The organism is Hymenobacter aerophilus DSM 13606 (assembly GCF_000382225.1).
Taxonomy (GTDB): domain Bacteria; phylum Bacteroidota; class Bacteroidia; order Cytophagales; family Hymenobacteraceae; genus Hymenobacter; species Hymenobacter aerophilus.
On the sequence record NZ_KB907805.1, the window covers coordinates 94,497 to 107,397 of the forward strand.

The window sequence follows — 12,901 nt, forward strand, 5'->3', positions numbered from 1 at the left end:
TTCACAAGAACGCCATTTCTTCCGTTTTTTGGGCGGCCGTTGCGCTTTTCGGGGCCGGTTGCGGCTGGTGGCGCTTGCCTGCGTCGGTTTTTTTGCCACCTTTAGCCCACATGACGCTACCTGTTTCCTCCGCTGCTGTCTTCCCAACCGTAGCCGTACTGGGCTGCGGCTGGCTGGGCCTGCCCCTAGCCCGCGCTCTGATGGCCGCCGGCTACCCCGTGCGCGGCACCACCACCACGCCCAGCCAGCTCCTGACGCTGCGCGACGCCGGCATCCAGCCCTTTCTGCTGCGCCTCGCCCCCACCCTCTCGGCCACCGACGCTGATACGCTGCGCGTACTACTTCAGGGCGTGGAAGTGCTTGTTCTGAACGTACCGCCCGGCCGCGGCCCCGGCCAGCCCGAGGCCTACCCGATTATCCTGAGCCAGGTGGCCGAAGCTGCCACCGCGGCCGGCGTGGCCCGGGTGCTGCTGGTCAGCTCCACGGGCGTGTACCCTGATGAGGCCCGCACCATGCACGAAACCGACGCCCACGCTTCGGCCGACGCCGACTCGCACCTGCTGCGGGCCGAGGCACTGTTTCAGGGCGCCATAAATACCGTGGTGCGGATGGCCGGGCTGATGGGGCCGGGCCGGCCGCCGGGCCGCTTTCTGGCCGGCCGTACCGGCGTGGCCCACGGCGAGGCCCCGGTGAATATGATTCATCTGCACGACTGCATCGGACTGCTGCTGAAGGTGCTGGAATCGGGCTTGTGGGGCCATACGTTTAATGGCTGCGCGGCCACCCACCCCAGCCGCCGCACGTTTTTTACGGCCGCGGCCACCCAACTGGGCCTGGAGCCGCCCACTTTCGCCGAAGGTACCAGCGGCGGCAAACAGGTCGATTCATCGCCCATTCGCCAGCTAACCCACTACCAGTTCCGGCACGACGACGTGGTGGCCGCCCTCTCGTTCTGCTAAGCGGCCATAAGTGCTCGGCGGTGGTTAATTTTGCCCCGTGAAGGATGAACGGACGACAGTAGCGGTATTGGGCGGCGGGGCGGCGGGCTTTTTCGGGGCCATTGCCTGCGCCGAGGCCAACCCGGCGCTGCGGGTGCTGCTGCTGGAAAAAACCGGCAAGCTGCTGAGCAAGGTGCGCATTTCGGGCGGCGGCCGCTGCAACGTCACGCACGCGGCCGATACACCCGCCCAGCTCGTGCAGCACTACCCCCGCGGCGGCGCTCAGCTCAAGCAGCCCTTCCGCGCATTCGGCGCCCCCGACACCGTGCGCTGGTTTGCCGACCGCGGCGTGCAACTCAAAACCGAGCCCGACGGCCGCATGTTTCCCGTCACCGATTCGTCGGAAACCGTGGCCCGCTGCCTGCTGGAGGCCGCCCGCCGGGCCGGCGTCGAAATCCTGACCCAAACCACCGCCGACAGCATCCGGGTGCTGCCCGAAGGTGGCTTCGAATTGACGCTGAGCGGCGCGGCCGGCTCAGGCACGCTGCGCGTGGCGCGGCTGCTGGTGGCCACCGGCGGCGCTCCGAAGTCGGAGCAGTACAACTGGCTGCGGCAACTGGGCCACGCGGTGCAGGAGCCAGTGCCGAGCCTGTTCACCTTCAATGTGCCCAACTCGCCGCTGCGCGAGCTGCCGGGCGTGAGCGTGCCGCGGGCCCGCGTGCGGGTGGCCGGCGAAAAGCTTGATTACGAAGGTCCGGTGCTGATTACGCACTGGGGCCTGAGCGGGCCGGCCGTGCTCAAGCTTTCGGCCTGGGGCGCCCGCCGCCTGCACGAGCTGAGCTACAAGAGCATTGCACTGGTCAGCTGGCTGCCTGATTTCACCGAAGACACCCTGCGCAGCCATTTGCAGGAGCACCGCGGCCCCCACGGCCGCAAGCTGGTGGCCTCCAATCCGCTGTTCGGCCTGCCGCAACGGCTGTGGCGTACCTTGGTTGAGCAGGCCGGCATCGGGCCCGACACCCGCTGGAACGAGCTACCGGCCAAACTACAGAACCGGCTGATTGAGGCGCTGCTGCGAACTTCCCTGCCGGTATCGGGCAAAACCACCTACAAAGAGGAGTTCGTGACCTGCGGCGGCATTTCGCTAAGTGAAATCAACATGCAGACGATGGAAAGCCGTCTGGTGCCGGGCCTGCACTTCGCGGGCGAAGTACTTGATATCGATGGCATCACCGGCGGCTTCAACTTCCAGGCCGCCTGGACGACCGGCTTTCTGGCCGGTCGCGCCATGAGCCGTCCGCTTGTTTCCTGATTTAATTGCCAATCATCAACTGCTGCCAATAGAAAAGAGGCACCCACCAATGGCGGGTGCCTCTTTTTAATAATAGGCCGAAATCATCGGAGCCAAGCTAAAACCCGGCTTCGATGGTTCCCAGGCACTAGTAGCGGTTGTCGGAATCGTCGTCGCGGCGGTTGATGCGGCGCGACGAGTAGTCGTCGGAGTAGTTGTTCTGGCTGCGCTGGTTGCGACGATTCTGGCCGTAGTTGCGGTCATTGTCGCGGTCCTGGCTGCCGTAGCCACTGTTGCCCATCGAGCCGCCGCGGTTCGACGAGTAGTCATCGTTGTACGACTGCGAGCCGTAGTTGCCGCGCTGGTTGCCGTAGCCCCCGTTGCCCATGCCGCTGTTCATGTTACGGTTGCCCGACGAATAGTCGTCGTTGCCGTAGCCACGGTTCATGTTGCGGTTGTCTTGGTTCGACGACGACGAGCGGTTGCGCTGGCTGTAGTCATCCTGGCCGTAGCTGTTCTGGCTGTAACCGCGGTTGCTGCTGCCGTAGCTGTCGTTATCATTGTCGCGGCCGTAGCTGCTGCGGCCGTAGTTGCTCTGGCCGTAGTCGTTACGGTCGTTGTCGCGGCCGCTGTTGTAGTTGCCGTAACCGCCGCTGCTCATGCCGCTGTTGCGGTTCCGGTTGCCCGATGAGTAGTCATTGTCGCGGTTGCTCATGCCGCTGTTCATGTTGCGGTTACCCGACGAATAGTCGTTGTCGCGGTTGCCGTAGCCACCGTAGTTTCGGTCGCGGCTGCTATCCGACGAGCGGTAGTCATTGTCGTAGTCCGACGACGAGTTGCGGCCGTAGGATGAAGACCCGCCATAGTTCCGGTCACGGTCGGAGCCGTAGCTGCTGCCGCTGCTGTAACTGTTGCGGCTGTCGTTGTCGCGGCCGTAGTTGCTGCCACCGCCGTAGCTGTCGTTCCGGTCGTAGCTGCTGTTGCCGTAGTTGCTGCTGCCACTATTGCTGCGGTCGCCCGACGAACGGTCGTCATCGTAGTTGTTGCTGCGGAAGTTGTTGTTGCTGCCCATGCCCATGTCGTCGCCCTGGCGGCCATAGCTGCCTTGGTGCTCCGACGATGACGAGCTACCGGAATTCATCCAGTTGCGGTTGTTGTCGTTGTGGCGGTCGTAGTTGCCGCCTGAGCTGTTGCGGTCATTGTCGCGGTCCTGATAGGACGAACGGCCGTAGTTGTCCGACGAAGACGAATAGTCGTTCCGGCTGTCGTAGTTACCACTGCCATAGTTGCTGCCGCCGCCATAGTTGCGGTCCGAGCCACTGTTCTGGTTGTAGTCGTTCTGGTTGCTGCGCATCGAGTTCCGGTCCTGGTAGCCGGAGTTCATCGAGTTGCCATACTGGTTGTCACGGTTCTGATTTTCGGAATTGTTCATAGTGTTTTGCGAATTAGAGGATTGATGGGTAGATGTAGTGGCCGCATCGGTGCTACCAGTATGCTGGCCGGTAGCGTCCGCACTACTTTTTTTAGCGGCAGAATCTTTTTTATCGGTGTCTTTCTTGCCCGACTTATCCGAGGACTTGCTGCTGGCAGTTGAGCCCGATTTCTTGGCGTCCGGCTTCAGCGTCGAAGGATTGGCTTCTTTGTTGGGCTGCTTTTTGGTGTCGCCCAGGCCACCTTTGCCGGCGCTAGTTTCGGCCGAAGCCAGTTCCTTGCTTGAGGTGCTGCCGGCGGAACCCGACATATTGCCGGTGCCCGAGTTGGTGCCCGAACTACTGGTCGAGCTGTTGCCCGACTGAGTGCCGGAACTCATGCCCGAAGCAGACGAATTGGTAGTGGAATCGGAAGGCTTCTTTTGTTCATTTTCCATTGTAGAGCGGGATTTTGGGTGGAAGGACAGGTAACGATAGACTGGTAATTCATACGCCCCCCGCCCCGAACCGTTGGAAATAAACACGTGCAAGTTCTTGGCTAATTGCACTTTTAGCATCTCGCGCGCTAATAAGTAGTTGTTGCCGGCCCGTTGGTTTTCATTTTTCGGGAAGAAGTCAGATACAGTATTTTACCAAGCTCAACCTTACCAATAGCTCATCCGGGCCCAGAAGCAGAACCATAGCAGCGGCAGTCGGCCGCGCCTGCTTTCGGAGCCTTGCCCCGGCACCACCGAGGCAACCCCGCACCCGTTTTGGGAGTAAAGAGAGGCATTACCTTTTCCCATCTCTTACCCCTAAATTCTTTCCAATATGGATTCCAAAGTAATGCAAGCCGGCCTCAACGAACTTATCGAAACCCTCAAGGATGGCCAGAAAGGCTACGCCGAGGCAATGACCGACGTTGAGGGCGCCGACCTGAAAGACCTGTTCAAGAAATACGCCGCCCAGCGCGCCAGCTACATCACGGAGTTGGAAGACCAGATGTTCAAGCTCGACCTCAAGCCCGACGAAGAGTCGTCCATCACCGGCACCATCCACCGCGCCTTCATCAACCTTAAAGGTCTGGTAACCAGCAAAGACCGCCACGCCATTCTGGCCGAGTGCGAGCGGGGCGAAGATTACGCCAAAGCCGCCTACGAGAAGGCCCAGAAGCTCAAGGACATTCCCGCTGACCTCAAATCGGTTATCGAGAAGCAGGCCGCCGGCATCAAGCAGGCCCACGACGAAATCCGTGGCCTCCGCGACGCCGCCAAGTAAATCACTGATTTTCGCTGATTAAGCGTGATTTCGCTGATTAATCTTCCGAATTGATTCAGTTCAATTAAAAAAGGACGCTCCTTATGGGGCGTCCTTTTTTGTTTCTGGCCCTCCATAGTGTCAGTTCAAAAACAGAACGCCGCCTTCTCCCTGAGAAGGCGGCGTTCTGTTTTTGCGTGAATTTACGCTGGCACGATAATCAGTGAAATCACGATTAATCAGCGGAAATCAGTGATTATTGGTCGTCGCGGCGCTTGCCTTTGTAGCCGCCGCCGTAGCTGCTGCCGCCGCGGTTGCCACCGTAGGAGCTGCCGCCTTCGCGGCTGCTGCCGTAGCGGCTTCCGCCACCGCTGCCGTACGACGAGCCGCCACCGCGGTTGCCGTAGCTGCTGCCGCCCTCGCGCCGGTCGCCGTAGCTGCCGCCACGGTTGCCGCCGTACGAGCCGCCGCCTTCGCGCCGCTCGCCGCCACCAAACCCACCGGGGCCCCGGCGCGGACGGTCGCTGCCACCGCGGGTGCCGCCTTCCTGCTGGGCATCACCTTCCTGAACGGGCGTAGCAATATTGAAAGCTACCGGCCGGCCCTGAATGCTGCTGCGGCCCAGCTGCTCGATGATTTCCTGCACGAAATCATTCGGCACTTCCACGAAGCTGAACTTGTCGTAGAGGGCGATGTCGCCCACTTTACCGGCCGAGAGGCTGGTGTTTTCGGCAATCAGGTCTACGATGTCGCGGGGGTGCAGGCGGTCCTTCTTGCCCATCGTTACGAACAGGCGGGTGAAGCCGGCGCGGGGCGCGGCCTGGCCGCGGCTGGCATCGAGGCTTTCCTGGGCGCGCTTGTCTTCCTTCATCGTCATTTTCAGCAGCGCGGCCGCAATGTCGAGGGAAGTGACGCTTTCGTCAATGCTCTGGTCGATGAGGCGCTGCACGCGGCTCACGTACTTTTCGAGGTTGCCCTTGTCAATCACTTCCTTGATGGAAGCGAGCATGAGGGTGGTTTTCACCTCCGACACATCCTCAAACGAAGGAACGCGCTCCTGCTTGATGGTGGCCTTGGTGAAGCGCATGATGTCGCGCAGCTTGTAGATGTCGCGGCCGCTCACGAACGTGAAAGCCTTGCCCTGCTTGCCGGCGCGGCCGGTGCGGCCAATGCGGTGCACGTAGTACTCCTCGTCGGCGGGCAGGTCGTAGTTGACCACCACTTCCACGTTGTCCACGTCGATGCCGCGGGCGGCTACGTCGGTGGCCACCAGAATCTCAAGCGTACCCTTGCGGAACTTGTCGAGCGTGTTCTGGCGCTGCTGCTGGCCCATGTCGCCGTGCAGGCCCTCGGCGAAGTAGCCCTTGGCCTGCAGGTCGCCCACGATGTCGTCGACCATGCGCTTGGTGTTGGCGAACACGATGCCCGACTTGATATTGTACATATCAATCAGGCGCGTAAGCACGTCCTTTTTCTGGGGGCCGCGCACCTCAAAGTAGCTCTGCTCGATGTTGGTGACGGTCATCTCCTGATGATTCACCTTCACAATCTGCGGCTCCTTCTGGTAGCGCTTGGTCATCTCCATGATGGGCTTGCTCATCGTGGCGGAGAAAAACACGGTCTGGCGCTGCTCGGGCATCTGCTTGAGCACCGTCTCGATGTCGTCGCGGAAGCCCATGTCGAGCATTTCGTCGGCCTCATCAAGGATGATCATTTTGCAGTGCTCCAGTTTGAGCGTGCCGCGCTCGATGTGGTCCATCACGCGGCCGGGCGTACCAATCACAATCTGCACGCCGCGCTCGAGGGCCCGGAACTGACGGTCGTAACTGGAGCCGCCGTAAATCGGCACTACGGCGAGGCCGCGCTTGTATTTGCCGAGCTTCTGGATTTCGCCCGATACCTGCACTGCCAGTTCGCGGGTGGGGCACAGCACGAGGCATTGCACCTCGCGCGAATCGGTGTCGATCAGCTCGATGGCGGGAATAGAGAAGGCGGCCGTTTTGCCGGTGCCCGTCTGGGCCTGGCCGATAACGTCGCGGCCGCCAAGCAGGGCCGGAATAGCACCGGCCTGGATGGGCGAGGCTTCTTCGTAGCCCACTTCAGTGATGGCACGTTGCATTTCTTCAGAGAGGGTCAGCTCGCTGAACTTGGTTTTGGGGGTTTCCTGGTCCATGTCAGTGTTAATGGAATGAGAGAGATAAGCTCTGAAAACAGCGGATTCAGCGACGCTCTTCTCCCACTCTCTGCACGACAACGACGACGAGTGACGGAAGCAACGGACGGAAGACAAAGCCGGCCCAACAAGTTTCTAAAGGCAGCTCGAAGCTGCGCGGAACGTGGCCGTTCTCAAATGCGGGTGCAAAGATACGGTTTTTTGGCGGAAAAAGCGAATGTGAGGTAATACGAGTGATGCAGTAAACAGATACCGTCTGTCATCCTGAGCGCAGCGAAGGACCTGTACAGAAGGCACTGTTAAATGTTAGCTTCTGTATAGGTCCTTCGCGGCGCTCAGGATGACAAATGATTCAATTCATTCGCCTTTATCCACAAAAAAAGCAGGCTCTCTGCTGAGAGCCTGCTTTCTATGCTATCTAAAAAGAAGGTCGCTTAGGCGAGCTTTACTTTAACAGCGTTAGGACCTTTGCGGCCCTGGGCGATTTCGAACTCAACTTTGTCCTGGTCGCGGATTTCGTCGATGCACTCGGTTACGTGTACGAACACGTCTTCGCCGGTCTCGTCCACTTTGATGAAACCAAAACCTTTGGTCTCGTTGAAGAATTTTACAGTTCCTGTCTGCATGGGTACTCTTGATGATGATGGATGTTTTGTAGCAAGAAAAGCAGCCTGAGCTTGATTAGGCTATCTTTAAGGAGGAACGCAACCTGGCGACGAAACCGCGTTTTCTTAACTTGCATCAAATATACAGGTATATTTTAGAACTGGAAGATATCGGCAACGACAAGCCCGAATTTTTAGTGTGCCCAACTGGCCGCAGCCGCCCGCCAAGCGCCCGGCCGCCGTACCTTTAGGCGCTATGGATACGCCCGCCGCCCCCGCCTTCCGCTTCGCCCACCCGATAACAGTGCAGCCCGCCGACATCGACGAGCTCGACCACGCCAACAACGTGCAGTACGTGCGCTGGGTGCAGGACACGGCCGCCGCGCACTGGCAGGCCGCCTACCCGCCCGGCACGCCCGGCCACTCCTATATATGGGTGGTGCGCGAGCACCGCATTCAGTACCGCCACCCGGCCCTGCTACACGACGAGCTGCGCTGCACCACCTGGATTGGCGAAGTGCGCGGCGCCCAGTGCCAGCGGTTCGTGCGCATCGAGCGGGCCACCGACGGCAAGCTGCTCTGCGAAGCCGAGACGCAATGGGTGCTACTGGACCCCGTCAGCAAGCGGCCCCTGCGCATCGAGGCCGGAATGCGCGACTATTTGTGGGGGCCAGTGGGGTAAGTTATTGTTTAGATATTGGGCTGCGCTTGCCCTTCTTTTGATTTCAAGATTTCCATGCCCCACCCCGACAAGCCCACTTTCCGCATTTACTCTTCCTCGGCCGGCTCGGGCAAAACCTACCAGCTCACCAAGGAATACCTGAAGCTGGCGCTGGGCTCGGAGGAGGCGGGCTACTTCAAGCGGATTCTGGCCATCACGTTCACCAACGATGCGGCGGGCGAGATGAAGCAGCGGATTCTGGAGGCGCTGCGGCGGTTTGCGCGCCTGCCCGAAGGTGAGCACGACCCATTGCTGGGCGATATTGCGGCGGAACTGGCCGCTGAGGGGCCGCTGGCCCACCTGGCCACAGTTGAAGAGCGGGAGAAAGTGCTGCGCGAGCGGGCGGCCGCCACGTTCCGGCTGGCGCTCTACCACTACGCCGATTTCGCGGTGAGCACCATCGACTCGTTCGTACAGCGCATCGTCACGGCCTTTACCCGCGAGTTGGGGCTGCCCGCCACGTTTGAGGTGGAGCTGGACAGCGCCCTGGTGCTGCAAAGCGCGGTGGCCCTGACGCTGGACCGGGTGAACCGCGACCCGAACGCGGAGCTGCTCTCGCGCACGATTTCCGATTTCGCACTCAACAAGGCCGAGGAGGGCAAGAGCTGGAACAACCTGTCGGAAGAGCTGGTGGAGTTCGGGAAGTTTCTGCTTAGCGAGCCGGTGCACGAGGCCATGCAGCAGTTGCAGGTGCTGAGCCTGGCCGACTACCGGCGGCTGCACGAAGGCCTGCGGGCCCGACAGCGCGAGATTGAGGACCTGGTGCACCAAACCGCCGCCGTGGCCCTCGACACGCTGGCCACGGCCGGACTGGAGGCCGGCGACCTGGCCAACGGCACCAACGGCATCTACGGCCACTTCAGCAACTGGCGCCGCTGGCTCGAAGTGCCCGCCGCCGGGGCCAGCTTCCCCACGGCCACCGCCCTCAAAACCCTGGAAACCGGCAAATGGGCCAGCGGCGCCGCCAAAAAGCAGGGCCGCGAAGCTGCCGTGGACGCCGCCGCGCCGGCGCTGACCGAGATATTCGGGCAGTTGCAGGACATCCGGGCCCGGCTGCTGCCCGACTACCTGCTGGCCGCCGGCATGCTGCCCTACGTGTTTCAGGTGAGTTTGCTGAGCGAGCTAAGCAAGGCCGTGGAGCAGCTCAGCCGCGACCGGAACGTGGTGCTGATTGCCGAATTCAACCGCCGCATTGCCCAGATTGTGCTGCACGAGCCGGTGCCGTTTCTGTACGAGCGCATGGGCGACCGGTACCAGCACCTGCTGATTGATGAGTTTCAGGATACCTCGGTGCTGCAGTGGAACAACCTGCTGCCGCTGGTGGAAAACGCGCTGGCTAGCAACCACCTCAACCTGGCTGTGGGCGACGCCAAGCAGGCCATTTACCGCTGGCGGGGTGGCGAGATGGAGCAGATTCTGCGCCTCTATAAGAAGGAAACCCGCCAGCTCTACGACCGGGTGCCCGACCCCGAAACCCGCCAGCGCCTGGCCGACCGCTACCAGACCATCGCCCCCGCCCTGGAGGCCCGTAACCTGAACGTAAACTACCGCTCGGGGCGCGACATCATCGAGTTCAACAACGCCTTTTTCGGCCACGTCAGCGCCACCCACGGGGCCCTGCCGCTGGTGCAGAGCCTGTTCGATGCGGGGTTTACCCAGCAGAGTCCGGCCGGCGCGGAGGCGGCGCGGGCCCACGTGGAGCTGCTGTTTACCGACGACGACGCGCCCGCCACCCGCTACGACGCGGCGGCCGGCACCTTCACGCCCGACGTGCTGCCCGGCTACCTGCCCGGCCAGACCCTGGACTACGCCGAAAGCACGCTCTACCTGACGCTGCAACTGGTGCAGCAGGCGCTGGCCGACGGCTACCGGCTCCAGGATGTGGCCGTGCTCTGCCGCACCCGCGGCAACAGCCGCCGCACCGCCAAATTCCTGAAAGAGCGGGGCTACGATATTATTTCGGCCGATTCGCTGTCGTTGGAGTTTGCCGAGGTGGTGAACCTGCTGATAGCGGTGTTCCGGGTGCTTAACCGGCCCGCCGACACGCTGGCCCGCGCCGAAGCCCTGCTGCTGGTCGACCGGGTGGTGCGCGGCCACGCCCCCACCCCCGACCGGGCCCGGCGCTGGGCCGAGCTGGCCAACGACAAGTCGGCTGAGCCGTTTTTCGACGAGTTCCGGGCCCTGGGCTACGACCTCAAGGAAAAGGAAACCGGCAACCTGGGCCTCTACGAGCTGACCGAGCGGCTGCTGGGCCTGTTCGGGCTGCTCGATAGAGCTTCGGAGCGCGAGTACCTGTTCCGGTTTCTGGATTTGACGCTCGAATACAGCCTGCGCTACGGCAACAACCTCAACAACTTCCTGGCCTATTGGGACCAGAAGAAGAGCAGCCTGAGCATCAACGCCCCGGCGGGCCGCGACGCCCTCACCATCACCACCGTGCATAAGGCCAAGGGCCTGGCCTACGGCGTAGTCATCGTGCCGTTTGCCGACTGGAGCCTGCGGCCGTTTATGGGTACGTTGCTCTGGGGCCAACTGCCCGCGGTGGCCGACCGGCCGGTAGCCGACATGCCCGGCGTGGCCGTGCTTAGCCAGAAGCAGGACTTGCTGCTCACGCCCTTGGCCACGCAGTACACCGAAGAGCTGGAAAAGACGTTTCTGGAGGGCCTGAACATGCTTTACGTAGCCTTCACCCGCCCGAAGCACCGCCTCTACGTCATCACCAAAAAGCCCAAACCCGCCAAAGCCAACAGCAAAGCCGACGGCGAAACCACCCCCGAAAAAACGGCCGGCACGGTAGCCGAACTGCTGCACCGCTACCTCATCAGCACCGGCCAGTGGGACGACGAGCAGATGGCCTACACGCTGAGTGAAGCTGTTAGCTCAGAGCTGTCAGCTGATAGCTCTCCGGCCAACGAATTCAAAAACCAAAAACCAGAAACCAACAACGAAAAACCAAACACCAACAACCAAAAACCAGAAACCAACAACCAGCTCCTGCTAACCAACCTGACCAGTACGCCCTGGGAGAAGCGTTTGAAGCTGCGGCGGCACGCCAATACGGTGTTCGATTTTGATGAGCAGCAGGAGCAGCGCGAGTGGAACCGCCGCCTGCACTACGCTTTGCGTCGCGTGAAACAGGCCGCCGACGTGGAGCGCGTGGCCGCCCAGCTGGCCGCCGAGGGCCTCATCAGCCTGCAGGAGCGGCCCGAACTGCTGGCCAAGCTGCGCGAGGTAACCGACGACCCGCGGCTGGCGCACTACTTCAGCCCCCAGGTAGCGGCCGAAACCGAGCGCGAGATTCTGGTGGGCGGCACCCGCAAACAGGACTACAAGCCCGACCGCATCGTGTTTGAGGCGGCCGGCAGCGGCTCGGGCCGCCGCGTGGCGCTGCTCGATTTCAAGCTCCCCCCCGCCGAATACCGCCACCGCGTGCCACTGCAGCAGTACGCCGCCCTGTTCCGGCAGCTGGGCTACGAGCAAGTGCGTTGCGTGCTGTACTACTTTGAAACCCGGGAAGTGGTAGAGTGGGTGGTGGAGTGAGTTTGGGTGAGGAGATGATGGGGTGAAAAGAACTGTCATCCTGAGCAAAGCGAAGGACCTATACGGAGGCTAACATCAGATAATAGCTTCTGTATAGGTCCTTCACTTTGCTCAGGATGACAGTTCTTTTCACCCCATCACCTTACTTCGTCGGCTGGGTGAAACCGTCCTTTTTAGCCTTCTCCATCACGATGGTCATGCGCTTTTCGCTGTCGGGGTGGGAGGAGAAGAGTTGGGCACCTTTGCTGGCTTTGGCGCCGCCCGAGAGGTCGTTGAGCTTGCCGAAGGCCGAGGCCATGTAGAACGGGTTCACCTTTTTGGCCTTGAGCAAATCGTAGCCATAGGCGTCGGCGCTGCTTTCCTGGGCGCGCGAGAACGAAGCGTTGGCTATGGCCTGGCCCAGGTCGCCGAGCTGCGAGTCACTCAGGGCGCCGGCGGCGCCGCCCTGCGAGCTGGCGCCTTCCTTCAGGGCCGAGGCCATGAGGGCCGTGCGCATGGCATCCTTGGAATCCTTGTGCTTGACGTGGCCGATTTCGTGGCCGATAACGCCCAGGATTTCCTCGTCGCTCATCAAATCCATGAGGCCCGCAAACACGCGCACGCTACCGTCGGCGCAGGCGAAGGCGTTGATGTCCTTCACCAGGTACACCTTGTAGTTCATGCTCATGCCGTCGTAGCTGTCGAGGCCGGCCACGATTTTCTTCAGGCGCTGGGCGTAGGGCGAGCTGGCGGGCGCAACGGGGTTGTTTTCGTCGCTCCACTTCACAAATTCCTTGGTGTGCTCGATTACTTCGGCATCGGACACGGTGGCCGCTTTGGCCGCTTTCAGGCCCGCGCCAATGGTTTTGGTGTTGAGCTTAATCTGGGCCTGGGCCGACAGGCCGGTGCCGAGCAGCAGGCCGGAGGCCAGCAGCAGGACGGGTAATTGCTTGCGCATGAGAAGGAAAATATGGTGGAGATTGGTGGA

At 61.5% G+C, this 12,901-nt stretch carries 9 protein-coding genes; 5 read left to right on the forward strand and 4 right to left on the reverse strand.

All coding sequences use genetic code 11. The features are described 5' to 3' along the window. Positions 1-110 precede the first annotated feature (110 nt). Complete coding sequence (locus tag H145_RS0106200) at positions 111-959, forward strand: NAD(P)H-binding protein (protein ID WP_071595134.1); 849 nt, start codon at positions 111-113, stop codon at positions 957-959. A 37-nt stretch (positions 960-996) separates the two neighbouring features. After that, positions 997-2,250 (forward strand): BaiN/RdsA family NAD(P)/FAD-dependent oxidoreductase, encoded by a 1,254-nt coding sequence (locus tag H145_RS0106205; RefSeq protein WP_033425947.1) that lies wholly within the window; start codon positions 997-999, stop codon positions 2,248-2,250. 127 nt (positions 2,251-2,377) lie between these two features. Here the strand turns inward: H145_RS0106205 and H145_RS0106210 are convergent, their stop codons facing one another. Then, complete coding sequence (locus H145_RS0106210; RefSeq protein WP_019947274.1) at positions 2,378-4,039, reverse strand: hypothetical protein; 1,662 nt, start codon at positions 4,037-4,039, stop codon at positions 2,378-2,380. A 430-nt stretch (positions 4,040-4,469) separates the two neighbouring features. Here H145_RS0106210 and H145_RS0106215 point away from each other — a divergent pair, with 430 nt between their 5' ends. After that, positions 4,470-4,916 (forward strand): PA2169 family four-helix-bundle protein, encoded by a 447-nt coding sequence (locus tag H145_RS0106215; protein ID WP_019947275.1) that lies wholly within the window; start codon positions 4,470-4,472, stop codon positions 4,914-4,916. Between the two features lie 235 nt (positions 4,917-5,151). Here H145_RS0106215 and H145_RS0106220 read toward each other — a convergent pair whose 3' ends face one another. Then, the gene (locus H145_RS0106220) at positions 5,152-7,068 is read right to left on the reverse strand and encodes a DEAD/DEAH box helicase (RefSeq protein WP_019947276.1); all 1,917 of its coding nucleotides are present in this window, start codon (positions 7,066-7,068) and stop codon (positions 5,152-5,154) included. A gap of 434 nt (positions 7,069-7,502) precedes the next feature. Beyond that, positions 7,503-7,694 carry a cold-shock protein gene (locus H145_RS0106225; protein ID WP_019947277.1) on the reverse strand — a complete coding sequence of 64 codons (192 nt, stop codon included), beginning with the start codon at positions 7,692-7,694 and terminating at the stop codon, positions 7,503-7,505. A gap of 235 nt (positions 7,695-7,929) precedes the next feature. Between H145_RS0106225 and H145_RS20205 the strand changes: the two genes are divergently transcribed. Both H145_RS20205 and H145_RS0106235 read left to right on the forward strand, forming a co-directional pair. Further along, complete coding sequence (locus tag H145_RS20205; RefSeq protein ID WP_071595136.1) at positions 7,930-8,355, forward strand: acyl-CoA thioesterase; 426 nt, start codon at positions 7,930-7,932, stop codon at positions 8,353-8,355. Between the two features lie 54 nt (positions 8,356-8,409). Beyond that, complete coding sequence (locus H145_RS0106235; protein ID WP_019947279.1) at positions 8,410-11,934, forward strand: UvrD-helicase domain-containing protein; 3,525 nt, start codon at positions 8,410-8,412, stop codon at positions 11,932-11,934. Positions 11,935-12,076: 142 nt separating this feature from the next. On the opposite strand, the gene H145_RS0106240 is transcribed toward H145_RS0106235, so the two are convergent. Next, positions 12,077-12,871: a M48 family metallopeptidase gene (locus tag H145_RS0106240; protein WP_019947280.1), complete on the reverse strand. Its 795-nt coding sequence runs from the start codon at positions 12,869-12,871 to the stop codon at positions 12,077-12,079. Positions 12,872-12,901: the final 30 nt, after the last annotated feature.

Bases quoted from the DNA above. Each gene is read 5' to 3' on its own strand.
- H145_RS0106200 (WP_071595134.1), top strand. From the start codon at position 111: ATGACGCTACCTGTTTCCTCCGCTGCTGTCTTCCCAACCGTAGCCGTA.
- H145_RS0106210 (WP_019947274.1), bottom strand. From the start codon at position 4,039: ATGAGTTCCGGCACTCAGTCGGGCAACAGCTCGACCAGTAGTTCGGGC.
- H145_RS0106215 (WP_019947275.1), top strand. From the start codon at position 4,470: ATGGATTCCAAAGTAATGCAAGCCGGCCTCAACGAACTTATCGAAACC.
- H145_RS0106220 (WP_019947276.1), bottom strand. From the start codon at position 7,068: ATGGACCAGGAAACCCCCAAAACCAAGTTCAGCGAGCTGACCCTCTCT.
- H145_RS0106225 (WP_019947277.1), bottom strand. From the start codon at position 7,694: ATGCAGACAGGAACTGTAAAATTCTTCAACGAGACCAAAGGTTTTGGT.
- H145_RS20205 (WP_071595136.1), top strand. From the start codon at position 7,930: ATGGATACGCCCGCCGCCCCCGCCTTCCGCTTCGCCCACCCGATAACA.
- H145_RS0106235 (WP_019947279.1), top strand. From the start codon at position 8,410: ATGCCCCACCCCGACAAGCCCACTTTCCGCATTTACTCTTCCTCGGCC.
- H145_RS0106240 (WP_019947280.1), bottom strand. From the start codon at position 12,871: ATGCGCAAGCAATTACCCGTCCTGCTGCTGGCCTCCGGCCTGCTGCTC.